The sequence below is a fragment of the Shewanella goraebulensis genome (assembly GCF_030252245.1).
In the GTDB taxonomy this organism is placed as follows: domain Bacteria; phylum Pseudomonadota; class Gammaproteobacteria; order Enterobacterales; family Shewanellaceae; genus Shewanella; species Shewanella goraebulensis.
In genome coordinates this window covers 1,242,455-1,267,753 of sequence record NZ_CP126972.1, presented here as the reverse complement: position 1 = coordinate 1,267,753, position 25,299 = coordinate 1,242,455, and the positions used below count along the sequence as shown (strand labels likewise).

The following is a 25,299-nucleotide window of genomic DNA, read 5'->3' as shown; positions in this document are numbered from 1 at the left end:
TAAAAACCTAACCAGAATTGATAAAAGAATTGATAAAGAAGAAGGTCTTAATATGTGCGGCAGAATGGAAGTGTTATTGGATGGAATGAAAGGCTTACTTGACCAAGTCTTTGATGAACCTTTAAGTATTCAAACAAACCTTGATTTAAGACCCTCTGACCCAGTTACTACCCTAAGCTCTTCACAAGGCAAGCTTATGGCCACTCAGCAAAGCTGGGGCATACAACCCACATGGTCTAAAAAACTCATCATTAACGCCCAAGCTGAAACCGTTGCCGACAAAACCACATTTGCTAGCGCCTTTAGTGAGCACCGCTGTATTATCCCTTGTAGTGCATGGTTCGAATGGCGAGATGAAGGTCAAACTAAAAAACAAAAGTACCGCTTTTCACATGCCGTCGATAAACCACTGTTTATGGCTGGCATCATATATCCAGAGCAGCAGCAATTGGTTACGCTAACGATTGTTCCCAATGAAAAATGCGCAGAATATCATCATCGCATGCCCCTGTTTATTCCTTCGAGCGCCATTGATAGTTGGCTTAATGACAAGCCTCAGCAGCTCAATCCATTAATGCAAGCTTTGCCTGATAAATGGATCAAGGTATCAGCAGTTTAAGATTTATAAATTGCGTTCATCTTATGTTCATCTTATGACATTTATACTGAGTGTGGTCATCAATGATGCAGTGTATTTTCGATGGTCAAATCCATTTTAAAAAAATTAGAATTTTATTAAGCAGATCACAACCTTGAGAATTATCTATGTTAGAAAATGCAAAAAGGTGGCTTTAAAAGCTAATTTAAGTTCCAATTAACCTAAATCAATAAAATGGTATCTAAGTAAAGCTGCTAAAGTATCTTAAAGAGTTCGCTCTTACATGCTTAAGATTGCATTACAAATACTAAATTTAAAATGTGCTAACCAATATTCAGTGTCCTTAGTTATTAAGTAACGGATTTATTTGCATTAAGAGATGTGATCATTGAGTCAGCGCGAGTTGTTAGGGTTCAACCTAACATGGGCGATACAGCCCCTTAACTGATGATGGAGTTACTATGAAATATTTAGCTATGATTGCTGCACTTATGTTTGCAAGTTCTGCTTTTGCTGTTGATTGTGTTGATTGTCACGAAGCAATCAATGTTGAAGAACATGCTGAAATGGAAGCAAACATCGAAACGTGTAATGATTGTCACAGCTTTGCTGACGCTCACGAATTAGATACAGATCTACATACACCAGATCTAACAATCACTGAATGTGCTGATTGTCACGGTGTAGACTAATACCTTAAGGTATTTTAGTCCTTTAACCTTGATTTAAGCGCTGCATTTGCAGATTGACCATTACCAGATTTGGCCAAGCTAGTTCACTAAATCAAGCGTTAACCTCTCTGTAAGAGAATAAAAAACCAGTTGATCGCTCAGCTGGTTTTTTTGTATCTGTTTTTTAAGTTACAAAATGCACCATAGACAAAGCTAACCTAAAGCACTCACCACGGCATCTAAACTCGTTTGCGGGTTCAGGTAATCAAGTGGAATACCTAAAGCTTTACCATTCACTTTAAGCACCAGTGAAGGAAACCCTCGAACAGGCAGTTGGTGCACAGCCTCTAATTCTGATATCAAATCCAGATTAACTTCTTCAGATAATAGCCGTTCTGTAAACGCCGCTTGCTCAATACCAATACTTACCGCTGCATTAATCAATGTATCATTATCGGATGGGTTCTTGGCTTGCAAGTAATAGGCTTGCTGAATAGCTAAAATCATCGCTTGTTCAAGCCCATATTCACGAGCAATTAAACACGCACGACACGCAGGATATGTTGAGCGCCTAGGCTGACAGTCTTGCCAAAAATCATAGTTAAACTCAGTGCCCAGCTGCGACGCTATCTTATGCCATGTTTGCGACAAAAATTGTTGCATTTCTTTTGGCATAGCTACATCAGAATCTGGCGCTAATCCACCGAGACGATACTCGATAATTAACTCAGGCAATTGCGCGGTTAATTGCTGCTGTAAAGCAAGCCATGTAGGTCGATAACCCCAACACCAGCTACACATAGGATCGTAAACATAAATTAGCCGTGCAGAATCAGTCATAACTTACTCTCTTTAAAATATTATTTTTATTATTGTTTTCATTTTTTAACAGCCTACCCGTTAAGAAAACCCTCTCTAAACTTACGCTTATCGATTTATATGCATTAAGTTATCTTATCGCATTTTACAAAGTTAAAACTCATTAAGCTTATCTAAAACGTTTTAAAACAAAAATCATTCGCACTCTCTCATGCTCACTAATGGCTAGCTATAGCTTGCTAATAAGGATTCACGTTATAATTAACCTCAACATAATTGGAGAGTAACAACATGGCCAGAACAGCCGCAGCATTGCACATTTTAGTCAAACACAGACAACAAGCTGAAGATTTAATTAAACAACTTGAGAAAGGTGCAAAATTTGACGTGCTCGCTAAAAAACACTCTTCATGCCCATCAGGTAAAAATGGTGGTAACCTTGGCGAATTCAAAAAAGGCCAAATGGTGCCGCAGTTTGATAAAGTCTGTTTTACTGGTGAGCTTATCATCCCACACCTTGTAAAAACCAAATTCGGTTGGCATGTAATTAAAGTCTTATACCGTACCTAATTTTTCTATTGCACTTAATCTAAGCACTTAGTTTAAGTACTAAACCTAAGTACTGAGTTTAATTACTAAACCTAAGCACTCTCCTCACTTTAAGGCTTGATCCTGCTTCTATGAATAAAGTATTTATTATTGGCTTGCCACGTACTGGCACAACTAGTGTCAGTGTTGCACTGCTTGAGCATGGATTTAAAGTGGCGCATATCGGATTAACTAAACGTGCTTTTGAAGTGGCAGATGTGGTGTCTGATGTGCCGTGTTTTTGCGATTACCCGCAATTAGACAAGATATTTCCTGATGCTAAATTTGTTTATATTGACCGCCCTGTCGAGTCTTGGGTCAGCTCAATACAAATGCTTCTAACAAAAATGGCACCCAACCTTGCTGACAAAACAGGTACCTTTCACCCAATCCTAAAACGTTGTTTTAAGCAGACATTTGGCGACTTAACTGCTGATGACTTATTGGATGAGGCTCGTTTAAGGCAATGTTATTTCAGCCACCAACAAGCAGTACTAAGTTATTTTGCAGGTAGAGATGATTTACTCACGATTAAGCTAAACGAACCCAATAGCTTGCAAACCTTATTGCAGTTTATCGGTGTAAGTGACGACAAAATTAACCTGCATGGTACAAAGGATTTCCCTGTACTTAATGTCGGGACTCATGTGGCTAGTTGGGGCGAGTATAAGCACCCAAATAAGGTGAATACCAATTTAGCAGGTCCTGAACATCGCAAATTTTTTGACTATCAACAATTAGGTTTACAGGTTTAAAGGCTGATTAAATTAATCATTTGTCATTATGTAACTTGCACGCATTTTGCTATAACTTACTTAACTTAGACTACTAATTAGCAGTCAAACAATTAGCCGTCATGTCCGCTCACTACGTTTAGCCAAAATGAGAATACAATGAACTCAAAATCTTTGCTCATCGCCCTCGCCTTGTTAATCACTTCTCCAATGTCATTTGCTGCCAGCATATTAGATCTTCCAAATAATGTTGAAGTAAAAATGCTCAATGGTAAAACTTACGATGGTGATGACGATATCGCGCTGACAGAAGGCACTAACCAAATCGTATTTCGATATGTGGTGAATTACCGCGACAGTGGTATGCAAACTCAATTTAATTCTAACGCCGTAGTGCTAACGTTCGATGCTAACAATGATCAATATGAACTTGAATTACCTAGTATACGCAATAAAAATGCAGCCAATAAATTCAATAAACAACCGGCCATGACGCTAACTAATAGCCAAGATAAATCAGTTAGCTTTAAAAGTGATGTGTTAGTAAAAGAAGGCTTACAAATAGGCCGAGACTATCCTGAAGAAATGGCTATTTATAACCAAAGCCAACTCGCTGCGTCTGTGACAGCTTTTGCACCAGTTGTAACGGCACCAATAGCCGCCACACCTGTAATAGCAACAACTCAAGCGACACTAGTGACTGAAACTCAAGTAGCTCCGATTCCAGCAGTGGTTGTAAAACCTAAAACTATCGCGGAAGATCAAGCCGAAATCAGCGAAATGCTCGATTACTGGTATAACAAAGCAAACCAAGACACCAAAGCAAAATTTAAGGCTAAAATTAATCAATAAGCCCTGCTTTAATTAACCTTAGCTTTAATCTTTTACTTATCCTAAATTGATTACTGCTTACCCTAACCCATCACCAAACTAACCATTATTAGTGTTGGGTTAAGCCGACTTGGCAGTAAATTCTCATACATACGCTCAATCATTGTGACTCATTCTGACTCATTGCGACTAGTGATTAGTGATTAGTGATTAGTACCCGCATACTGTTGACTGCACTTTTGTAAATGCACTCTTGTAATGGTTTATGGTAATCGCTTTCTAGTAAACCATTAAGTGCACTAACTGATTCATTCTGCATTGCTTTCATATGCATTATTCAAAAAAACAGCTTTTAACAATTCAGTAACCTTGGTTATGATAGACAGGTCATTTTATAGGGTAACTCAACATGTCTGTCAGCCTTACCAAGGTTTTACAATCTAAGCTCACTAAGTACACGCTTGCCAGCATACTTTTATTTTCGTCTGGAATTATATTGGCGGTGTACTGTGTTTTACGACTCAGTATGCCTAACTTGTCTGATAAATTAACCACCAATGCTATTGCATCGCCAGTGACCATTGAACGCGATACCTTAGGCACAGCCATTATTAGCGCCAGTAACCGTATTGATGCCTCCTACGCCATGGGCTATGCGCACAGCCAAGACCGTTTTTTTCAAATGGATTTACTGCGCCGAAACTCAGCTGGTGAATTATCTGAAATTTTCGGAAAAGCCGCATTAGAGCTTGATAAAAGCAGACGTTTTCATCAACTTCGTAAACGTGCCCAACGTATTTATGAACAACTGCCAGAGCAAGATAGAGCTTCTTTAAGCGCATATGCTAAAGGTGTAAACCAAGCTTTAGCAGATCAAACAGTGCTGTCATTTGAGTACCTGCTGACAAACTCCTCACCGCGCGAGTGGCATGAAACCGATAGTTTATTGGTTATTTACAGCATGTACTTAGATTTACAGGGCAACACCATAAAACGTGATATGGCATTAACCCAATTACAGCAAGCTTTTGGCAACGACATGGTCGACTTCTTAATCCAACCAAGTCATCACCAAGCAGCATTAGACGACAGTCAAATCACCTTATATCAAGGCAGTATCCCTGAACTCGAAGAGCAGATTTTAATTAGTGCCCAGATCCAAGAGATTGAAGAACCGCTTGAAGTTGGTAGTAATAACTGGGCGGTCACGGGCAAGTTAACTGAGTCTGGCCGAGCCATGTTATCTGATGACATGCACTTATCATTTGCTGTGCCGATCATTTGGTATCGGGCTCAGCTGAATTATCCTGATGCATTAAAAAACAACACAATGCAGCAAATCACTGGCGTGTCATTACCCGGTGCTCCAGCTATTGTTGTTGGCTCTAACGGTAAACTCGCTTGGGGCTTTACCAACAGCTATATCGATACCGCTGATTGGATAGAAATTAGCTCTGACACTGAAATAGAGTTGGAATACGAGCCTATCGACTTACCTGAAGACCAAATTAACTATACGGTTCAAGTATCAAAATATGGCCCAGTAAAAACCGTTGCAGGAATTAACTACGCATTATCATGGGTGGGTCATACAGATTACGCCGTCAACATGGCGCTATTATCATTAGAAACCGTCGACAGCGTAGAGCAAGCAGCAGCGCTTGCCACTCGAATAGGTATTCCTGCACAAAATATGTTGTTAGCAGACAATAAAGGTAGTGCGGGGTGGAAAATCGCAGGTGCAGTACCATCACGTAACAATCCATCAGATACAGCCCAATCAACTACTGGTTACCAAATGGCTGATTGGCAGCAACAGCAAGCCGTTATGCCTACAGTGATAAACCCTCAGAATCAACGAATTTGGACTGCTAACTCAAGAGTGCTATCCACACAGGAGCAATTACGATTCGGTGATGGTGGTTATGCCCTTGGCGCCAGAGCCGCTCAAATTCGTGACCGGTTAATGGCAAAAGACAGTTTTAATGAAGATGATTTTTACCAACTACAGCTAGATAACGAAGCGCGCTTTTTAGTCCCTTGGCAGCAATACTTACTTAAAGTATTGAGTGAACAGCCAGAAAAGTTCGCAGAAGATATTAAGCTAATTGCTAACTGGGGCAATTGTGCCTGTGCAGACTCTGTAGGTTACACCTTAGTCAGACATTTCAGAACCGCTATAATAGACCAAACCTTTGCACCAATTGAAACCGAACTTAAACAACGTGACAGCAGCTTATCGGTAGTAAAACGTTATTTAGAAACTCCTATGTGGCAATTACTTGAGCAAAAGCCGGCAAGTTGGTTACCTAAAGAGCATGCTGACTGGCAAGCATTTTCAATCGCGGCTTATCAAACTTCAATCCAAAGCTTACTTGAGCAATACAGCCCAAAAGGCAAGCTTGCTGATTTACGCTGGGGCCAAGTTAATCAGTTAAAAATCCAACATCCATTTTCAAAACAGCTGCCACAATTAAGTCGCTGGTTAGATATGCCAATAATCGAAGGCTTTGGTGATAGCTTTATGCCAGCAGTGCAAGGTAAATCCTTTGGCGCATCGCAGCGCTTTATTGTTCAGCCAGGGGCTGAACAGGACGCCATCATGTCGATACCTGGCGGACAATCGGGTCATCCACTATCGCCTTATTACCGTAATGGTTTTGAGCAGTACGTAAAGCAGCAACACACGCCGTTATTACCGACTGAAATAGAACACACATTAGTGATAAAACCGCTAACAGATAATCAAGTGAAGCTAACCCACACAGAAATGAAAGCACCTTAAATGAAAGCACCTTAAATTAAAGCACCTTATGTTAAAGCACCTTAAATTAAACAGGTTCACACTATCATTAAGCAATGAGCTACTCACTCGTTGCTTAATGTCTTTAATTACTGTCAAACGAATATCAATTAATCCAATACCAACAAAGCATAGATTATTTAAGCACTGACTTTTTAAGCGCTTATTCTTTAACGTTTATCATTAAACGCTTAACCTTTGACTCTGCAGGTAAAAGTTTAGGTATCTTATGGCAACATAGCTCACTACGACCGTTGCAACAGCCAATTCAATTCCTGCCAGTAAGCGCACCTGTTGAATATACTCATCTGCCATACCTATGCTTTCCATCCAAGTAACCATTTTAAATAACGCTGTAGCACCAATCACCATCGGAAAAGTAAAGGCGGCATAGCCTGGGCTAAACGGTAATCTGAGTAACTTAAAAAATGCCAGATAAATAATCGTGGTCATTAACACTGCAATGCCGAACAACAAGGCAATAATCACAGGTGAAGGCTCAGCAGTCACTGTTAAGTATCCCGCAAGCGATAAGCTAGCTGGCGCGGCTAAAATTGCCAATGTCGGCTTAGCTGCATCAGGGACTTCATGGGTGAACATCAATCGATAGATCATCATAGGCAGCATAATCGCGTAGGCAAACATGCCAAACACCAATGCCATATGGGCTAAAAAGGCTAAATGCGGATTACCTGAAAACGACACATCAGCAACTATTATCCCAACAGGCGGCACAAACCAACTTGGTACCATATGATGCAGCTCAAAAGCTTTAGCTCGGTGATATAAAAAGCTCACTAAAAATACAATATGAAGCCCTAAACCGATTAACCATAAAGCATCTCCAGCAAATGCTGAAAAATGCCAGAGTGAGCTCGATACTATCATTGTCGCCATAGCAAATGTTGGTACTACGCTACCCACTACAGGATGTGCTAAATCGTCACGTAATGTATGTGTGTGGATCAAAAACTTAACCGCTAAAACGAGTAATAATATGCTGGCAATGATCGCACTAACCCATTGGCCGTAGCCATTTATATCTGCAAGGCTTTCCCAACTCCAGCCTAAACTAGCAATGCCTAATGCAAGCCCTGCCATGGGGGTGGGTGCTGCCAGTAATTTAACTTTGGCGGTTTGTAACATAATCACCTCAATGTCGTTGATCTGTTTGCTCAATAAACGTTGGAGCAAACAAGCTGCCTTTTTCAATTAAGTTGATCTTACGCTTGCCAAACGTTTATTTATATCTAACAATTTAAAACCTAGGTTAAGTAATACTTAACATTTATAGTAATAAGGTTAATAAACCTCTAAGGCTCGCGTTATGTCAGCACATATCTCGTTCAAACAGCTCAATGTTTTCAATGCGATTACTCAGCACAAAACGCTCACCGCTGCTGCTGAAACATTATTTGTCTCAAAAGCGGCTGTCAGTTTGTCGTTAGCCGAACTAGAAAAACAACTCGGTCACCCGTTATTTGACCGAGTAAATAACCGCTTAATCTTGAATCAAGAAGGACAGAAACTATTGCCGCTTGCAGATGAGTTAATTAACCGCTTATCACACATCAATAGCGTATTTAATGACAACCAAGAAATAACGGGACAACTACGGATCGGCAGCAGTGATACAGTAGGTAATCATTTAACGCCGAATATTCTCAGCGCTTTTAGAAAGCAATATCAGCACTCATCCCAAAGTTTGTTTGTATCTAATTCAGCCCATATCTGCCAAAAGCTATTAGATTTTGAGTTAGACATTGCCCTAATTGAAGGCATACACCATCACCCAGATATTATTTCTATCCCTTTTAGCCATGATCAAATGTGTGTGATTAGCGCCCCTTCTCACCCTTTAGCAATGCAAAGCACTGTTAAACTTATTGAACTTGAACAAAGCCAGTGGGTGCTTCGAGAACAAGGCTCGGGCTCACGAGACTGCTTTATGAAAAACTTATCACCTCATATTCAGCACTGGCACCAAAGCGTTGAGCTCAATACCACAGAAGCGTTAATTAACTCAGTCGCAGCTGGATTAGGATTTGGCTGCTTATCCAATATTGCAGCAAAGTACGCACTAGAGAGTCAGCGAGTTAGTAAACTGAATGTGGACGTTGATATGCCAAGAGAATTCTGGATATTGATCCACAAAGATAAATACCAAAGCCCTTTGCTAAAGACGTTCATGGAGTTTTGTGTGGATTGGGGAAAGGAGAAATAGCTATTGTTTTTATATTGGCTATGAGGTTAATTAGAGTATTTAGTAGGGAGTGAGCACCTCGTTTGGCTGACTTGCTTTTATGTAAATCAGTAAAAAGGGCAATGCGGTTGCTCCCTTTCATCGGCAGTGGATGAAGTGTGAATTAAGACTTAGTAAATCTCAATTGTTAGAACACCAAGAGTTGAGTTTTAAGTTAAGTGTGCTAAAAGTAACCAATAAAAACAACAGTACCGATATGATCGGTATTCAAGTCCCAGCAAACACCCTTACAACAAATGCCATAAGGAATCGCTTATTTCAAAGCATATTATTATCTTCGATGGTGTATGTAACCTTTGCAATGGCGCTGTCAACTTCATCATCAAACGCGACCATAAAGATTTGTTTGTATTTACACCAATGCAGAGTAAAACAGCGCAAAAACTAATAAGCAAGCATCAACTTGAAGATGTCGGTTTTGATTCATTTATTTTGATAAAAGATAATGAATATTTACTGCGAAGTGATGCGGCTTTAGAAGTTACCAAAGACCTCTCCGGTTTTTGGTATTTATTCTGGATATTTAAACTATTACCCGCCAGATTCAGGGATTACTTTTATCGTATATTAGCTAAAAATCGCTACTGTCTTTTTGGCAAAAAGGACGCTTGCATGCTCCCAACACCCGCAGTCAAAAATAAGTTTTTAGATTAACTGCTTAAACTAACCTCTTAGGTTGTCTGCTTAGATTAGCTTTTCAGCAAAGTCTCGAACAAGACTACTGGCCTTCAACAGCTTTCACAGTTACGCGTTCTTGGTTTGATAATCGAATTTGAATGCCATCAACTGTGGTGATGCGTTGGGCTTCAATGTCTTTTTTGCGAACTTGATAGCTAGCAGACATGGCTTCAACTGGAGAGGAAATCGTGACTTCAACGATGGTGTTATCGTCATACCAAGTCCAGCCCCAAAAGCCTGCAGAAGCGAGCATAGACACAGCGATCATCGCATACATAACAGCGCGACTAAAAAATGGCGAGCTTTCAACAGCAAGCGCTTCTCTGCGACTTACTTTACTTCCTCTTCCACTTCGTAAATACATAAAAGCACCCACTATTACTAATAGTGTGACTAAAATTTGTGTCAGCACGTTAAGATCCACCTATTGTTAATTCACCATAATTATACTGTGTTTTGATTAATTTAACGTTATCTAGCACACAGCAATATAATGAATTTATAAGGCGCTTAAAGAAGAGTCAAAATGTAAATGCACACATCCTTATGCGCAAGAGAGTGGAACAAGGGAGGAGTAATGAATATATTACGATTTAAAAATCGTAACGCAAACCAATACTGACAATTCTGTCATCAAAATCAGAGTATTGTTTCACATCAAATTCACCTATTTCTGTATGAACTCGCGTCGATTTTGAAATGCGATATTCAGCGCCAATCGCCCATTGGCTTACTTCTGGCACAATATCAGCAGCTTCACCTAATGAGTCATAAACTCGGCCTGCAATCTTACCCGTACCAGAGTCATCAGTTCCGTATTGCGCTTTAAGCAATAGCTTATCAATTTGGTATTTAGCACTGATAATAAAACCCGCACCATCACGTTGTTCCCAGTTAACTTTATTTGGATTAACTAACTCAGATGTTTGGTAAATCGACCCCAACATTAAGTTATTAATTTTGTATTGCACAACACCACGGAAGCCTTTGATATCTTCAACACCATCGGTATATGCAGCAGCTAGATACAAGTTACTGCTTTTAAAATGCTTGTCACCATAGGTTACTACAGCTTGGTAATTACCATTATCACGACGAATATCGCCTTCTTCATAGTAATTGTCCTCCATGATGTAACTCGCACCAAACTGCAGGTTATTCCATTTTGCAGTTCTATATAAAAGCGAGTCGCCCCAACGCTTATCACCAGCAAATAGGCGGTCATGCTTCATTGAATACATGTCCATAGCATCTGCTGTACCTTTGGCCATTTTAAATACAGGGTCAATACGACCTGCTGAAAGTTGGCCAAATGATGAATGTTTAATCCCTAAAAATGTTGGTCGAGAAGAAAAAGGATTGCTGCCTTTATCTTGAGAACCACCATTAACACCCACTTCTATTTGATAAAAAACACTAAAATCTTGATTAAGCGCGGTACTGCCTTTTATCCCTAAACGACTCCAGTTATTTTCTAAAACTGTGCCACTTTTACCGTTATGAGTGGCGCTACCACTGTCTGAGTTAGTGATTGAATAGTCAATACGACCATATACATCTAGACTATCAGTAAAACTATCTGCTGCCATAACAGGCGAACTAAGAACACCCATTGCTACTGCTGTTAATACACATTTTTTCATCTTGCATCTCTCTTCATCGATTTTGAAAAGACATGACGATCCTGACCATTGATTGTAGAACCGTCATCTCAATAAATTACGGTTTTTTGTGTTCTACAATCACGTCATCAGCACGCATTTGTTTGTATAGAATGTCAGCTTGACTTAGATATATATCCCAAGAATTAGAACGCTTAGTAAAGCCAGTTGAAGCATAGCTTCCTGAGTCACCGGTTGCTGGAAGGTCATTGATATCAAATAGCGAACCGCCTTGCTGTAAATGCGCATTCAATCCATCTATCATCACGTTAAAACCAATACGCGCAGGCTCTACATAATTAATTGAATCGTATTTAGACTGGCGGTAAAACTTCTTCAATGATGCATCTTTAATTTGCGCTTTTTCATCTGCAAAGATTTCATCAAAGTGGCCTTTTACAATTTGCTTAGTATTGGTATCTACCACTAAACGAAGCATTGCTGTTACGCCAGTCCATTGACCTTTTTTATCCAACAGTTTTTCAGAATGCTGATAGAACTTGTAATGGCTACTTTGCGCTTGAATTTGGTCATAAATCTTAGCTGTAAGCGGGATCATAGATTGCTGAATACTGTTAGATGCACCTGCAACAATATCAATACCCTGATACTTTAAACGGTTAGGTTGCTTAAGTTTATTAGCTAATTTAGGGTCGTAATCTGGGTTTAATTCGAAGGTTAACTTGTCTTGTTCAACCATCATTTTTTCCATGGTCAATGCAGACTGAACCCAAGCAGTACCTTTTTTCTTACCCATTGAGAAGTTGTACTCAGACATACGCTTAGGTACATCTTGGTACATACGGGTGTAGTAGTTAGGACGACCGCTCTCCTGAAACTCAGCTAGAATGACATCATTCTTATCAGCTGAACTGGTTACGATCGTCATGCTCCCCATATGACCTTGACGGAAACGTGCTTCTTCGTAGTAATAGTCACCACTGATTAAGCCCAGCTTAGGCTGAATCGACCACTTGAGTTTAAAGTCATCGTTAGCAGACTCATCTTTAGAACCGACAGATTCATATGCTGGCGTCGAGCCATCAGCTCTAGGAAGTTTATTGATTGCTTCAAGAATGCCGTTTGATGAGTAGGTTGCACCTGAAACAGCATCAATACCTTCATGGCCATTGTTTGCAACCACCTTTGTCAGTAAGCGTTCAGCATTTAAGAAAAGAGACTCAGTTTCGTTATGAGATTTGGTTTTTATATCTGTAATATTGCCATTACTAACATGTACTTCTAGAACAATTTGACTCTTTTTGCCCTTAGCTTGTACATCATGAACACCATCAACATATTTACCTTGAGGTGTTGATGTTGCACAGCCTAACGTCATTAATGAAGCAAGACTGATTGCGCTATAAATAAAACTCTTCTTAAAACTTTTGCTATTTATCATTTCTAATGCCTTCAACATTTATTTAATGACATACAGCATATTCTTATAAAAAATTACGACAATTGCGGAAAACCGCAGGTTTAATCAATAAAATTTAGAGTTATGATCAAGTTAACAGTTTTTAAGTAATAACCACCTTGTTTATTTCACTCGCAATAGAAGTAAGCAACAATTTTCGGCAAATAAAATGAATATATTTAAATTAGTATTATTAAGTGGATTACTCACTAGCAATATTTGTTATTCAACTGGTGCTTCACAAATTTTAAATGAAGCCATATCAATTACCGACAAAATAGCTGCTAAATATTCAGATGAAATACGTAATGAGTTTTATCAGTGCGATAGCAATGCCATGATCACTGTTACTGATAATCTAGCAACACTGCATACGGTCAAGTATTTTGGTACAACAATTAGTATTGACGTATTTAATCTTCCACAGGGAACTGAAAAGCAAGTGCTGTGTAATGCATTAAATGTCATTCAAGAGTACCACTACCTAGCATCTAACTATTCCACCTATCCACATGTCACAAATATTAAGACAATTAACAACACACCTAATGTAGTGCACCATATCGACCCGCAACTTTCTCAATTGATTGCTTCTAGTATTGATTGGCACGAAAAAAGCCATGGTTACTTTAATATTGCCCTTTCTCCCGTTATTGACTTATGGCGTCAAAAGCGCTTTGAATGCGATAAAAATCAGGGGAAGGATTGTTCTATCCCAACTAAAAACGCATTAGACAATGCCTCACAGTTTACTGATATTAAACAAATAAATTATAATCCAGACAAGAAAACGATAGTAATCAAGCCAGGTATGAGCCTTGATTTAGGCGGTATAGCTAAAGGCTGGATGACCGAAAAAGTGTTTACTCAACTTAGACTAGATGGCGCAAGCCAATTTATGATTAATGCGGGTGGGAATATTAGACATTTAGGCTTACACCCTGAAAACCGTCAATTTGTAACCGCCATAGAAGACCCTCTATGTAAAAAGTCTCAATACCAATTGCCGCAATGTGCATCTTTTGAAGGTCAGTACCATGAGCTAATTACCGGACAAAATATCACCGTAGTTTCCAGTGGTAACTACTTGCGTTACTTTGAGGTCAACGGAAAACAATATCATCACTTAATTGATCCTAAAACTAATTATCCCAAACCTGAAGGGGTAGCAACCACGGTTGTTTTAAAAGGCAATCAAATATTTGCTGATGTACTTTCGACAACATTATTTTTAATGCCTTTAGAAGAAGCTATAGAATATGTCAATAACAACAGCTTTATTGAAGCTGTTTGGTATTTAGATGAAGAAGGAAATAAAATAAAGTCAGACAACTTTAATAGTGTGAGTAAATAACAACTCAACCAAACCATTGCACGCACATAAATAACAAATATAATCACACAGCATATATGAAGTTTTAATACCATTGCGGAAAACCGCAATGGTATTCATTATGTGTATTAGATCACTTTACTCTATAATTAAATTATTATTTTTTGTACTCTAGTACATAATAGAATGATTCTATTTAATTGGGTGATAAATGATTAAATCTTTTTATGCCACTTTAGCTATGTTGATGAGTCTTATAGCTTTCAGCGCTTTCGCGTTACCAGAAAGCACTAATGACAGCTCAGCTTTCACAAACACGACAACATCAACTTCTACCTTAGAGGCACCAAAAAAAATATTTAGAATTGGTGTGCTTAACTTTAACTCTCGAAATACTGTTTTAAATCGTTGGCAGCCCACACTTGATTATGTTGCGACTCAAACAAGCCTAAATCTTGTTTTAGTCCCCTTAACACCCAATGAAATGGTACAACAAGTTGCGAATGAGCAATTAGATTTCATTATTAGTAATGCCCTCATCACTGTCGCATTCAAAAAAGACTACGGAGTCAGTAATTTATTAAGCTTGTTACCGCAAAATAGTGACTATCCAGAGCATGCTATTGGCTCCAGTTTAATTACCCGTAAAGACAGTAATATTAAAAAAATACAAGACATCACCACTATGAGGGTCATTTCCACAGATCTTAATGCTTTTGGTGGTTTTCAGATTATGGCGGGCCAGTTAATAGAACTAGGTATCAACCCACAGAAAGATATTGAACAGTTAAAATTTGTTGGTTTTCCGCAGCGAAAGTTACTGCAATACATAGTCGATAATCAAGCCGATGTCGCCATTTTACCAAGCTGTGTATTAGAGGCTGCGATACAAGATAACCCTCAACTTGCAGAACAGTTACAGGTGGTTTTTCCCCGAAGTTATTCAGACTATCATTGCCAAGTATCAAGTGAGTTATATCCTTATTATACTTTTTCAAAGGTGGGTAAAACCGACCATGAAACTGCCAAAATCATTGCTCAATCCTTATTGAGTATACAAAATTCAGATGAAGCAGCTTCTGCAGGTAAATACCAATACTGGACTGTTCCTGTGAAAGACAGCCATGTATTTGAATTATTGAAAAAACTGAAGCGATGGCCATTCGTCACCAACTGGACTCGGTTGCTACAAGATGCAACTCCCTGGGCGATTGCCATTTTCATCGGACTATTTATAGGTTACTTACACCATTTACGAGTGAAGCAATTAGTCGTTAAGAGAACTCAAGCGCTACACGATGAGATGCTGGAGCACAAAGCCACACAAAAAGCATTATTTGAGCAACAACAACAATTTTATAGAGCTCAAAGGGTATTACTGACAGGTGAAATGGCTTCTGGGATTGCTCACGAACTTAATCAACCATTGGCAGGGATTCGCTACTTAACTCAAGGGTGTATTTACCGGCTTGATGAGCAACAAACTGAGCTTCACACAGCATTGAACAAAACCATTGAACAGGTTGACAGGGCGCAAAGCACAATCAAAAAATTTAGGCAATTTTGTCATCAGCCTAGCGTATACCAGCAATGCTCTTTAGCAGAGCTCATTAGCGATACGCTGAATCTAATGAAACCAGATTTTAATAGATTGAAACTACAACCTAAGCTATCTCTAGATAACGTTACCATTAATGCCGATGCTTCTCTTTTACAGCAAGTATTAGTTAACTTAATTCGTAACGCTTTAGATGCCATGGAAAATAGTCACTCACCCCAGTTACTCATCAATGTCACTGAAGTAAATGAGCAAGCTCAACTGATTATCATGGATAATGGTATTGGGCTCAGCGAAGCTAAGTTAGAGCGATTGTTTTTTCCATTCGAAACATCAAAACCCCATGGTTTAGGGCTAGGCATGGTCGTATGTAAAAGAATCTGCGAAGAGCACGGTGGTAAAATTAAAGCAGTGAATAATATCGATGTTGCTGAATCAGCACATGATTATGGTATTAATGTGACTCAACATGCGATGCTATATTCAACAGGACTTACAATCATCATCAATATACCGATCCAAAGGCAAAATCATGTTTAATTTATTTCTGGTCGATGACGATCAAGATGTACTCGACTCGCTCAGTTGGATGCTCGATGGCTTAGGAATTAAAACTCACTGCTTCTCCTCTGCTGAAGCATTTTTAGAGCAAGTAGAATTAAGCCAAGCAGGTATTGTTATCTTGGATATTCAAATGCCAGGAAAAGACGGCATTGAACTGCTTCATGATATCAAACATTCTCAAAGTCCATTGAGTGTCATCATGCTAAGTGGTCATGGCACCATATCCATGGCAGTTCAGGCCATCCAACAAGGTGCAATAGACTTCATCGAAAAGCCTGTAGATGGGGACAAATTATTACAGCTTTTAAAACGCGCACAAAACGAAACTGAAACAGCATATAGTCACTTAAATCAACAAAGTGATATCAATCAAAGATTAGCCAGCCTAACTGCCCGTGAACACGAAGTTTTGCTTAAGGTTCTAGAAGGAAAATTAAATAAAGTGATAGCAGCTGAGCTGAATATTGCCCAGCGCACTATTGAATTGCACCGTCAAAAAGTCATGCAAAAAATGCAGGTGCATAATATTGCAGAACTTGCATTTATTATCGCTAAGTCAGAATCAATTCAATAAGTTAAATCGCGCTACTTTGGTGCTTCACTCATAATTGCATCTTCAATGAGTTGCTGTATTTGCTCGGGTTGATCAAGTGTTGCATCATGACCGCAATGTCCAACTCGGAATAATTGCGTCTGATAATACTTAGCTAGTGCCTCACTGCATTGCGGGTTAGCCAGTTTATCTTCATTCGCACAAATCACACTTACAGGAATATCGTGTGTTGATGAGCAATGATAACGAGCCGCCGCTAGAATTTGCCTTGCACCATTAATAATAGAAGTATGCTTTTCATCTCGCATCTTCCCCCAATCTCGAATAACGGTTTCATCATGGCCTTTAGTCATGGTGGTATAGCTTAAAACACTGGATTCAACCAAGCTTAAATTGGCCGCTTTATGACGCTGCCAAATGGATTTGAGCAAGGACTTAAGTTGAAAACGTTGATACCAAGGTGAAAGATTTCCAGCACTCGAATTAATAAGTACTACATGCCGCACTTGGTGCTGTCTTTGGCGGGCCATCTCAATGGCTATCATGCCACCCATAGACACACCAACAATCACTAATTGGCTATCATAATGTTGTTTTTCGACTAATTCAGTATCTATTTGATTCCAAATATCTTGGCAGTAATTACCTATGGTTAACGGGCTAGCTTGCCCTAACAATACGCCATTGCCGCAGGCGTCAGGCGTAATCACATCTATGCCCGCTTGACGTAACTGTTCGTCAAAACCATACCAATGACGTTTATCCCGCATTAAGCCACGTAATAATACCCAAGTTGCCATGACACACCTCTGTGGTTTGCTGTTAAGTTAACTGCAATATACAAGTTGTTAGTCTTATCGATTTCGCGCCCAATGCCGCTCGGCATCCACTTGTAAGCGGCCTAATTGTTCAGTGTCGATGTTTTCTAAAACATTAGCATAAGCCGCTTCAATCAAGAACTGCATTAACACCACATGACGCCTTAAAATACGGTGATGCCGATGGGTTTTCTGCGGATTAAAATAACCAGAAAAGTTAAAAATTTGCCTTGGGTTTTTCTTCACCCACGCCCAAGAACCCATTTCTAACGTCAATGGAATAAACGGTCTGTCACTTGGATTGGCCTTGGCTAGATAATCCCAAATGTCACCGTGGGTTTGATAATAGTGACTTTGCGGTGCAATTTTATAATGCCCATGATGCGGATAACCACGGTCGAACAATTGCTTTAAATGGTAGATATAGCCCATACCTTCAAACGGCTTTTTAGTATGAGCATAGGGAAACCATATATGGTCAGCTAAGCCAAAACCAGAGTGAGCATCTAATGCAGTGACACTAGTACTGGTTTTTTGTAACTCATGGACATAATCCACCAGCACCTTAGTTTCAGTCTCCATGCCGTTCTTACCTCGGTACCAAGGCAGTTTATTTGTTAATCGGTGACCGCCCACCAAAAAAGTTACTTTTTCTTCCGCATCGATAGGAGCATTGCGCATCAAATCAACATGATTACCATTACTGCGTGAGCCTTGTAAAAAGCCCACGGGGTTAGCCACTGGCACAAAGGATAGCCGCACTTCTTTTAATAAAGCTTGCAAATGCCTATCCCAAGGTAAGCGATTAAGTAAGCTACCTAAAAAAGACAACACGACTTGTGCGCCAATACGCTCTACCCCATGAACCCCACCTACAAATAACACCGTGGGGCAAGGCTTGTCTTGCAGGCCTAATTCAATTGCTGTGACAGATAATGATTCACCGCGGTAATGTAAATCAAGCAAGGATTGATGCCGAAACTTGCCTTGATGATGGGCAATCAACCGCTTAAGCGTATCAATTTCAAAACTATGCTCGAATGAAAATTTTCCCATTTCCTATGCCTACTTAACTTACTTTTGTCACCTTGGCATAAGGTTATTAAGGCAGTAATACAGCTTGATGACAAACACTGGCAGTCCGTTGAATGTTTCAAATAAAACAGGTGGTTAAATGACTCAAATCAGCGAGTAAAGTTACATTTCCCCCATACTCAGCTATAGTTGATTGCCATAACAAATTAAATTCACTAAATATTTTCATTTATTTTTTGCAACAGAATTTTCCAAAAGGACTCAACATGAAGATGGATTTTGAAAAAATTCAAATGCTGTATAGCCTTGAAAAAAGCTTATTAAAAACTGAGCTTAAACATCAACGCAAAGCCGCTTTTTTACTGGCCATTGCCATGTCTTTTTTTGCCTTAACCGTATTAGCGCTAAATGTCGCTATTTATCTAAGCATTGCTGATTTAGGCATATATGCACAAAAAGCATGGTGGTTAGTGGCCTTGAACGGCACTTTTACGGTTATTCCTGGGTTATTGCTGCTTGCCCACTCAAATCATCAACCTGATGCCGCTGCTATGGAAATTAGGGATGCACTTGCTGACAGTCTCAAAACGGAACTCACGACCACTGCTGAAGATGTCACCATTACGGTCGAGCGAATGCAGCGCATTGGCAAAGATATTAAAGCCTTTAGTGAAGGAGGAATTGCTGCATTAGTTCCTATTGTTAAGCTGGCTTCTGAAGTGGTTGCGAGTAAAAAAGCCGATACGCCAAAGTAACACCTTTAGCGCATACGACTAACTGCAATATGCACATGCGTTAGTAAGCGGCAATGTCATGATAGCTCTAGACTGTCATGTGCTTGCCGTTTACTGATGATGCTGGCGCGAATATGATCGTAAGCATAATTGTAAACATAGGCATAAATTGTGATAAACAAGGTCACACTGATATCAAGCCAAAAAGCCTCTATCACACTGATATCTATAATATAGGCCATCACAGGAATGGTCAGTATCAATAGGCCGCTTTCAAACAAGGCAATTTGTATTATGCGCTGTTTTACGGTTCTCTTTTCACGAGCTCCAATAAAGAAACGGTCAAATCCAAGATTAAATACAAAATTCCAGCCCATGGCGATAGTCGCAATAGCTATCATGGTTCCTGAAAGGGAAGCCAATTCATGTTCAGTAAACAACATCAATCCAATCACTGAACCAATTATGGCCAAAAACTCAAACAACACCGCATGAAACACACGCTCTAACGTAGACATATTAACCTCAACTGATGCTATAGATTCAGTTCTATAGCTGAAAACAAGCGAGATTATGGCAAGCTGAATCCATCAACAAAAGTTAACAGCTATCACGATTAGTGATACCTTTACCGCATTGAGATAATGGTTGGGAGCAGGCAATGTATAGTTTCGAGCAACTTAGAATATTTATCACAGTATGTGAAACGGGTTCATTTTCAGCTGCCGCAAGAAAACTCAACCGAGCTCAATCAGGCATTAGCCAAGCTATCGCTAATTTAGAAATTAGTATCAATCAAACCTTATTTGACCGAAGCGGCAATGTTCCAGAGCTGACATCTGAAGGTGAAGCACTTTTACCTGTGGTAAAAGCACTGATGCTACAACAACTCCATTTAGAACAAAAAATTGCCTCGCTTGAGCAGCAACATGAACATGAGTTAGTTATCGCCATTGAAGAAAGTCTAATTAGCCCTGCACTGCTGGCACAACTGGCATTGCTTGCTGATGAATTTCCTAACACCAATATTGAAATCATTGCCGAGTCCACCTTAGACATAGGCAAGCTAGTTGAAGAAGGCTGCGCGCATATTGGTATTGTGTATGCCGACGGAAAAATCCATCATCAAGTTGATTTTACTACCATTGGTTATACTCGATTTATCACAGTAGCAGCGCCAAACCACCCTCTTTCTAGTAAACCAAAAATTAAAGATATCGACCTGCGTCATCATCGCCAAGTCGTCTTGCGGGCAACCGCTGGTCAAGAGTTATGGTTTAGTAACGGAATTAGCTCGCAGCTGTGGTACACCAATAATCACAACACCATCAATGAACTAACCCAGCAAGGAATTGGTTGGGCAATATTACCTGAAGAAATGGTAACCAGCCCCATTCAGGCGGGTAAGCTCATCAAACTCGATATTGATTACGAACCTAACGGTTGGATAAATACTGTCGATTGCTTGTCTAGTCGTCGCCATCCATTAGGTCCAGTTTATGAACGAGCTATGGTGCTGATTAAGGACTATATGAACCAGCAAAACTTACACAACAACTTCCAAATTGACCATTAAAATGCGCAATGCAAGGAGAATCGTATTAGGCACATCGATTATCCGCTACCGGCTTTTTAAGTAACTTACGCTGCAATGTGCGTCGATGCATACCCAGCACCCGAGCAGTTTCTGAGATATTGCCGTTATTATTCACCAGCACCTGCTGAATATGTTCCCATTCTAGCCTTTTCGGACTTAATGGTTGCTCGGTAAATTCAGTTTGAGCTCTGTCTTCATCTTCAATTTGTGCATTTAATGCATTCATTAACGTCTGAGTATCAACAGGTTTTGCTAAATAATTATCCGCCCCTAATCTAATCGCTTCAACCGCCGTGGCAATGCTGGCGTATCCCGTTAGAAGCACCAGCTTAACTTTAGGTAAAAGTAGCCTTAACGGCTTGATTAATTTCAAACCATTTTGATCAGCTATTTTCATATCGAGTAAAATATGACTCGGATTAAACTGCCTCGCCATTAGTAAACTTTCACTGGCATCGTCGCATTGAGCACACTCAAACCCTTGTTTAGTTAGCCTCCTTGCTAACGCTGCTGACAATGCTGCATCGTCTTCAATGATTAGTAATTTATTCATTTTGAGTTACCGGTAGCGTCACTGAGGCGATCATTCCGCCATTTGGGTGGACTCGTAAACTAAGTTGGCCACCTAAGCGCTCAAAGCTTGCATGGCTAAGTAACACACCAATCCCCATTCCTTTAGGATTGTTAGCGATATTATTACCTAAATCTGTTAACTGATTTGGCTCCATACCACAGCCATAGTCTCTAATTGTAAAGCTGACACTGTTGGGTTCAACTGCTGACACAAACACACTGACCTTCGACGTTGATGTGTGCTCTAAACTTGCTCTAGCACCATTTTCAATTAACGCCAATATCGCTGGCAATAAGCTAGTATCAGCCTTAACTCTAGTTGCACTAGCCTCGCTTTCAGCCTCAATATTTAACTGAGTTTCAGGCATTAATAATTGCACTTGCTCTTGTGTATCGCGCACCAACTTTTCAACACTAAGTGAATAAGACTTTTGCTGACGAATAGATTCGGTAGCGAGTCGCAGTTCAGCCAATGTTGTTTCACAACGGATTAACGCTTGCTGCATTTCTGGCTCAATATCGTTAGCAACACCCTCTTCAGCTAATTCATCTACTAATAGCCTTAACGTTGATAACGGTGTGGCCATTTGGTGGGCCATTTGCGCAGATACAGTGCCAAGTGCTAATAGTTTCTCTTGGCGTAATTGTGCTTCACGAAGGTAGCTAAGCTGAGCATTTTTCTGACGGATACGTTTGGCAATATAGCCTACGGTTACCGTAAGCACTAAGGCAGAAATGACGAAATTAAACCACATGCCTAAGTAATGCGAACTCATGTCCATGCCATGATGACGAATTCGATTTTCAGGCATAGTAAACATCATCAAACTATACATTCCTGTTGATAATAAAGTCAGCACCCATGGAGCCCATCTCGGCAATGTCACAGCACCAATAGCAACTGGGAGCAATAACAATGACACAAAGGCATTCGTCGCACCGCCAGTATAAAATAGCCAGATAGCCCAAAATAACGTATCAAGCACTAATGTCATTAATAAAATTGAAGGGCGATTTATACATTGAAACCGAAAGCGATAACAACAAGCCACATAGACTAATTCGAGGATAAATACATAAGTGAGCCCAACTGGCGGACGGGTTAAATCAAACAGCTCTGTGCCAAAAAATATTAACCCTAACTTGAGCAACCAGTTGATTAGTCGTAATAAGGCGAGTTGTTCTTTATTCTTGCCCCAGCTGTTATCCCAGTTTTTATGTAATGATTTATCTAAACCTGATACCTTTGCAAACATTTTCAGTGATGCCTTAATCGAAAATAGCTTAAATATATTCAGTTATTTAATCACACTCTATAGATTTAAAACGCGCCCTCTACCACCTTATTGCAATGCCTTTTAAAAGCAGCGCTAAAAATTATTTCACGCTAACAGAACACTATAAAACAATGACATTTTCACAACTATAAACACTTGATTTATTATTGTGTTCAATGTTTTTTACTCATATAATCCCGCTCACAAAAATGAAACAAAAATCACACCCCAAACCAACAACTTATTAAGATATTTTATGACTAGAATTTCTAAGTTATTATTAACCATATTAAGTTTCTTAATGATGCTATATGTACTGTTGGTAATAAGCTTTAGCCAAGGTTTAGAAACAATTCATAGTGATAATTTTCACCATAAAATCACCTCCATCGATGTAAGCGATGTGGTTAATGCCAATGCTGGCTGGGAAGCTTTGCTGTTTCTAGAAGGTGATATTGTAAAATCAGAACTTCATTACTTTGCTGTTTTAGAACGCACGGACCTGCACTTAAACGTGGTGCGCGTTAAAGATGTGTTTAGCGAGATGATGATGTTCAGTAATATGCCGTTATTGTTGATGGTGTTATTAGCTTATGCTATTCCATTTTATATTAAGTCTCGAATTGCTCGTAAAAACAATGCATCGCTAGATTTCATCAATAATGAAACCGACAAATTGCTGGCTAGTTTTAACATTCAATTACCTCCAAGTAAGCAGCCTAATACCCTGTCGCAGATAAGCATCGCCCTCAATGAGCTCAACAAACATGTAAAAGCCCAAAATATACAAACTCAGTTAAGTATTTATCAAGATAAGCTTACAGGTCTTATAGACAGGCATGCATATCTAGAACACCTTGAAAAACAACTGCAAAGAGCTGAAGAAGCCGGAACTAGACAAGCACTACTTTTCATTGACTTAGACGGCTTCAAACAAGTGAATGATTCATTTGGACACAGCTTTGGTGATGAAATCCTCATTCAGGTCGCTCATAGGCTCCAAACCGTTGTCCGTAATAACCAGCTCAGTAGAGTCAGCGAGTCATTTGAGTTAGAACTGAACTTATCCCGTTTAGGTGGTGATGAGTTTTCTATTTTTATTGAAAATATTCCCGATAATTTACGCGCTGTTGAAGTGTCGAAAAATGTCTTACAAGAAATCGAACGTGATTTTGTACTGGGCAATAAGGTGATTAAAATTGGTGCCAGTATTGGTATCGCCACTTTTCCTGATAGTGCATCAAATCCTAATACATTATTACAAATGGCCGATGTCGCCATGTACCGCGCCAAAACTGATGGCAGAGGTATCTTCCGTGTATATTCCCCTGAAATGGGCAGCAAAATTCGCCGTTTCCATTACCTTTTAGAGGAGATGCGTTTGGCTATCGCTAGCCAAAGCTTTACATTATCTTTCCAACCAATCGTCAATGTTGACGATTGCAGTATCGATTACTTTGAATCTTTAGTCCGCTGGAATCACCCCATTGAAGGCCCTATTTCACCTGTTGAATTTATTCCCATTGCAGAAGATTCAAACCTTATACTCGAATTAGGAAATTGGATTTTATTTGAAGCGTGCCGTCAAATGTCAGCTTGGTATAACGCCGGCATGAACAAAGTTAGAATGTCAGTTAACATCTCAGGTGTGCAGCTAAAGCATGTGCCTATTTACGACTGGGTAATGGACACCTTAACAAAAACAGGTTTACCACCGAATGCTCTACTTCTTGAAATCACCGAGTCCTGCTTATTTCACGCCTCAAACAAAATCATTGAAGATCTAGAAAATCTACGTAAACAAGGCGTACTTATTGCCATAGATGATTTTGGCACCGGTTTTAGTTCGTTATCAACACTTGCCAACTTACCTGTTGATATCATCAAAATTGATAAGCTATTTATCGACCAAGCAACCATCAACCCAAAATACGAAAAGATTTTAAATTCAATCAGTGATTTAGGTAAGACCCTTAACCTTAAAGTGGTTGCTGAAGGGGTAGAAGTCGCCTCACAGTTTGAACTGGTTAAAAACCTCGGTATCCATTGTGTACAGGGATATCTTATCAGCCGCCCTGAATCCTCATACGATGTGGGGTCAAACGTGATTAAAAAGAACTTAAATCATATTGCATTAACTGGCACAGGGGTTTGTACACCTTCAAAATAACCCCTTTCAATCTTATTGAAT

The 25,299-nt window shown here is 39.6% G+C and carries 24 protein-coding genes; 14 read left to right on the top strand and 10 right to left on the bottom strand.

The genetic code is table 11. The features are described 5' to 3' along the window. Positions 1–52: 52 nt before the first annotated feature. Positions 53–619 carry an SOS response-associated peptidase gene (locus tag QPX86_RS05200; RefSeq protein WP_285164554.1) on the top strand — a complete coding sequence of 189 codons (567 nt, stop codon included), beginning with the start codon at positions 53–55 and terminating at the stop codon, positions 617–619. Between the two features lie 440 nt (positions 620–1,059). Continuing rightward, positions 1,060–1,290 carry a cytochrome c3 family protein gene (locus QPX86_RS05195; RefSeq protein ID WP_220755213.1) on the top strand — a complete coding sequence of 77 codons (231 nt, stop codon included), beginning with the start codon at positions 1,060–1,062 and terminating at the stop codon, positions 1,288–1,290. A 192-nt stretch (positions 1,291–1,482) separates the two neighbouring features. Here the strand turns inward: QPX86_RS05195 and QPX86_RS05190 are convergent, their stop codons facing one another. Beyond that, entirely contained in the window at positions 1,483–2,109 is a 627-nt protein-coding gene (locus QPX86_RS05190) for a DsbA family protein (RefSeq protein WP_285164553.1), read from the bottom strand. Between the two features lie 270 nt (positions 2,110–2,379). On the opposite strand from QPX86_RS05190, the gene QPX86_RS05185 reads away from it, so the two are divergent. From QPX86_RS05185 to QPX86_RS05170, 4 genes are all read left to right on the top strand, one after another. After that, a complete protein-coding gene (locus QPX86_RS05185) occupies positions 2,380–2,658 on the top strand; it encodes a peptidylprolyl isomerase (protein ID WP_220755215.1) in 279 nt (92 codons plus the stop codon). Positions 2,659–2,768: 110 nt separating this feature from the next. Continuing rightward, positions 2,769–3,431, top strand: coding sequence for a sulfotransferase family protein (locus QPX86_RS05180; RefSeq protein WP_220755216.1), 663 nt, complete (start codon positions 2,769–2,771; stop codon positions 3,429–3,431). A 138-nt stretch (positions 3,432–3,569) separates the two neighbouring features. Then, positions 3,570–4,262, top strand: a complete 693-nt coding sequence (locus QPX86_RS05175) for a DUF2057 domain-containing protein (protein ID WP_220755217.1) — start codon at positions 3,570–3,572, stop codon at positions 4,260–4,262. Positions 4,263–4,767: 505 nt separating this feature from the next. After that, the gene (locus QPX86_RS05170) at positions 4,768–7,026 is read left to right on the top strand and encodes a penicillin acylase family protein (protein ID WP_285164552.1); all 2,259 of its coding nucleotides are present in this window, start codon (positions 4,768–4,770) and stop codon (positions 7,024–7,026) included. Positions 7,027–7,227: 201 nt separating this feature from the next. Here the strand turns inward: QPX86_RS05170 and QPX86_RS05165 are convergent, their stop codons facing one another. Further along, the gene (locus QPX86_RS05165; RefSeq protein ID WP_220755224.1) at positions 7,228–8,190 is read right to left on the bottom strand and encodes a TDT family transporter; all 963 of its coding nucleotides are present in this window, start codon (positions 8,188–8,190) and stop codon (positions 7,228–7,230) included. Between the two features lie 181 nt (positions 8,191–8,371). On the opposite strand from QPX86_RS05165, the gene QPX86_RS05160 reads away from it, so the two are divergent. Then, positions 8,372–9,268 (top strand): LysR family transcriptional regulator, encoded by an 897-nt coding sequence (locus QPX86_RS05160; RefSeq protein WP_220755219.1) that lies wholly within the window; start codon positions 8,372–8,374, stop codon positions 9,266–9,268. 294 nt (positions 9,269–9,562) lie between these two features. After that, the gene (locus tag QPX86_RS05155) at positions 9,563–9,961 is read left to right on the top strand and encodes a thiol-disulfide oxidoreductase DCC family protein (protein WP_326521683.1); all 399 of its coding nucleotides are present in this window, start codon (positions 9,563–9,565) and stop codon (positions 9,959–9,961) included. 64 nt (positions 9,962–10,025) lie between these two features. On the opposite strand, the gene QPX86_RS05150 is transcribed toward QPX86_RS05155, so the two are convergent. From QPX86_RS05150 to QPX86_RS05140, 3 genes are all read right to left on the bottom strand, one after another. Further along, the gene (locus QPX86_RS05150; RefSeq protein ID WP_285164551.1) at positions 10,026–10,349 is read right to left on the bottom strand and encodes a hypothetical protein; all 324 of its coding nucleotides are present in this window, start codon (positions 10,347–10,349) and stop codon (positions 10,026–10,028) included. Positions 10,350–10,578: 229 nt separating this feature from the next. Beyond that, the gene (locus QPX86_RS05145) at positions 10,579–11,628 is read right to left on the bottom strand and encodes a porin (RefSeq protein WP_192022220.1); all 1,050 of its coding nucleotides are present in this window, start codon (positions 11,626–11,628) and stop codon (positions 10,579–10,581) included. Between the two features lie 76 nt (positions 11,629–11,704). Continuing rightward, positions 11,705–13,048: an FMN-binding protein gene (locus QPX86_RS05140; protein WP_285164550.1), complete on the bottom strand. Its 1,344-nt coding sequence runs from the start codon at positions 13,046–13,048 to the stop codon at positions 11,705–11,707. 187 nt (positions 13,049–13,235) lie between these two features. On the opposite strand from QPX86_RS05140, the gene QPX86_RS05135 reads away from it, so the two are divergent. The 3 genes from QPX86_RS05135 to QPX86_RS05125 all read left to right on the top strand — a co-directional run bounded on the left by QPX86_RS05135 (position 13,236) and on the right by QPX86_RS05125 (position 17,095). Next, positions 13,236–14,420, top strand: a complete 1,185-nt coding sequence (locus QPX86_RS05135; protein WP_285164549.1) for an FAD:protein FMN transferase — start codon at positions 13,236–13,238, stop codon at positions 14,418–14,420. A 190-nt stretch (positions 14,421–14,610) separates the two neighbouring features. Next, the gene (locus QPX86_RS05130) at positions 14,611–16,497 is read left to right on the top strand and encodes a sensor histidine kinase (RefSeq protein WP_285164548.1); all 1,887 of its coding nucleotides are present in this window, start codon (positions 14,611–14,613) and stop codon (positions 16,495–16,497) included. After that, the gene (locus QPX86_RS05125; RefSeq protein WP_192022217.1) at positions 16,490–17,095 is read left to right on the top strand and encodes a response regulator transcription factor; all 606 of its coding nucleotides are present in this window, start codon (positions 16,490–16,492) and stop codon (positions 17,093–17,095) included. The genes QPX86_RS05130 and QPX86_RS05125 overlap by 8 nt, the downstream gene beginning before the upstream one ends. A gap of 11 nt (positions 17,096–17,106) precedes the next feature. On the opposite strand, the gene QPX86_RS05120 is transcribed toward QPX86_RS05125, so the two are convergent. Together QPX86_RS05120 and QPX86_RS05115 are read right to left on the bottom strand one after the other, a co-directional pair. Beyond that, positions 17,107–17,874: an alpha/beta fold hydrolase gene (locus QPX86_RS05120; protein ID WP_285164547.1), complete on the bottom strand. Its 768-nt coding sequence runs from the start codon at positions 17,872–17,874 to the stop codon at positions 17,107–17,109. A gap of 54 nt (positions 17,875–17,928) precedes the next feature. After that, positions 17,929–18,948, bottom strand: coding sequence for a M14 family zinc carboxypeptidase (locus QPX86_RS05115; protein ID WP_285164546.1), 1,020 nt, complete (start codon positions 18,946–18,948; stop codon positions 17,929–17,931). A 245-nt stretch (positions 18,949–19,193) separates the two neighbouring features. On the opposite strand from QPX86_RS05115, the gene QPX86_RS05110 reads away from it, so the two are divergent. After that, positions 19,194–19,682 (top strand): hypothetical protein, encoded by a 489-nt coding sequence (locus QPX86_RS05110; RefSeq protein WP_220753138.1) that lies wholly within the window; start codon positions 19,194–19,196, stop codon positions 19,680–19,682. Positions 19,683–19,738: 56 nt separating this feature from the next. Here QPX86_RS05110 and QPX86_RS05105 read toward each other — a convergent pair whose 3' ends face one another. Further along, positions 19,739–20,179 (bottom strand): PACE efflux transporter, encoded by a 441-nt coding sequence (locus tag QPX86_RS05105; RefSeq protein ID WP_285164545.1) that lies wholly within the window; start codon positions 20,177–20,179, stop codon positions 19,739–19,741. A gap of 143 nt (positions 20,180–20,322) precedes the next feature. Here QPX86_RS05105 and QPX86_RS05100 point away from each other — a divergent pair, with 143 nt between their 5' ends. Continuing rightward, entirely contained in the window at positions 20,323–21,237 is a 915-nt protein-coding gene (locus QPX86_RS05100) for a LysR family transcriptional regulator (protein WP_285164544.1), read from the top strand. 25 nt (positions 21,238–21,262) lie between these two features. Here QPX86_RS05100 and QPX86_RS05095 read toward each other — a convergent pair whose 3' ends face one another. After that, positions 21,263–21,811: a response regulator transcription factor gene (locus QPX86_RS05095; RefSeq protein ID WP_285164543.1), complete on the bottom strand. Its 549-nt coding sequence runs from the start codon at positions 21,809–21,811 to the stop codon at positions 21,263–21,265. Next, entirely contained in the window at positions 21,804–23,087 is a 1,284-nt protein-coding gene (locus QPX86_RS05090) for a sensor histidine kinase (protein ID WP_285164542.1), read from the bottom strand. Before QPX86_RS05090 ends, QPX86_RS05095 begins: the two co-directional genes overlap by 8 nt. 277 nt (positions 23,088–23,364) lie before the next feature. Between QPX86_RS05090 and QPX86_RS05085 the strand changes: the two genes are divergently transcribed. After that, complete coding sequence (locus QPX86_RS05085; protein WP_285164541.1) at positions 23,365–25,278, top strand: putative bifunctional diguanylate cyclase/phosphodiesterase; 1,914 nt, start codon at positions 23,365–23,367, stop codon at positions 25,276–25,278. Positions 25,279–25,299 lie beyond the last annotated feature (21 nt).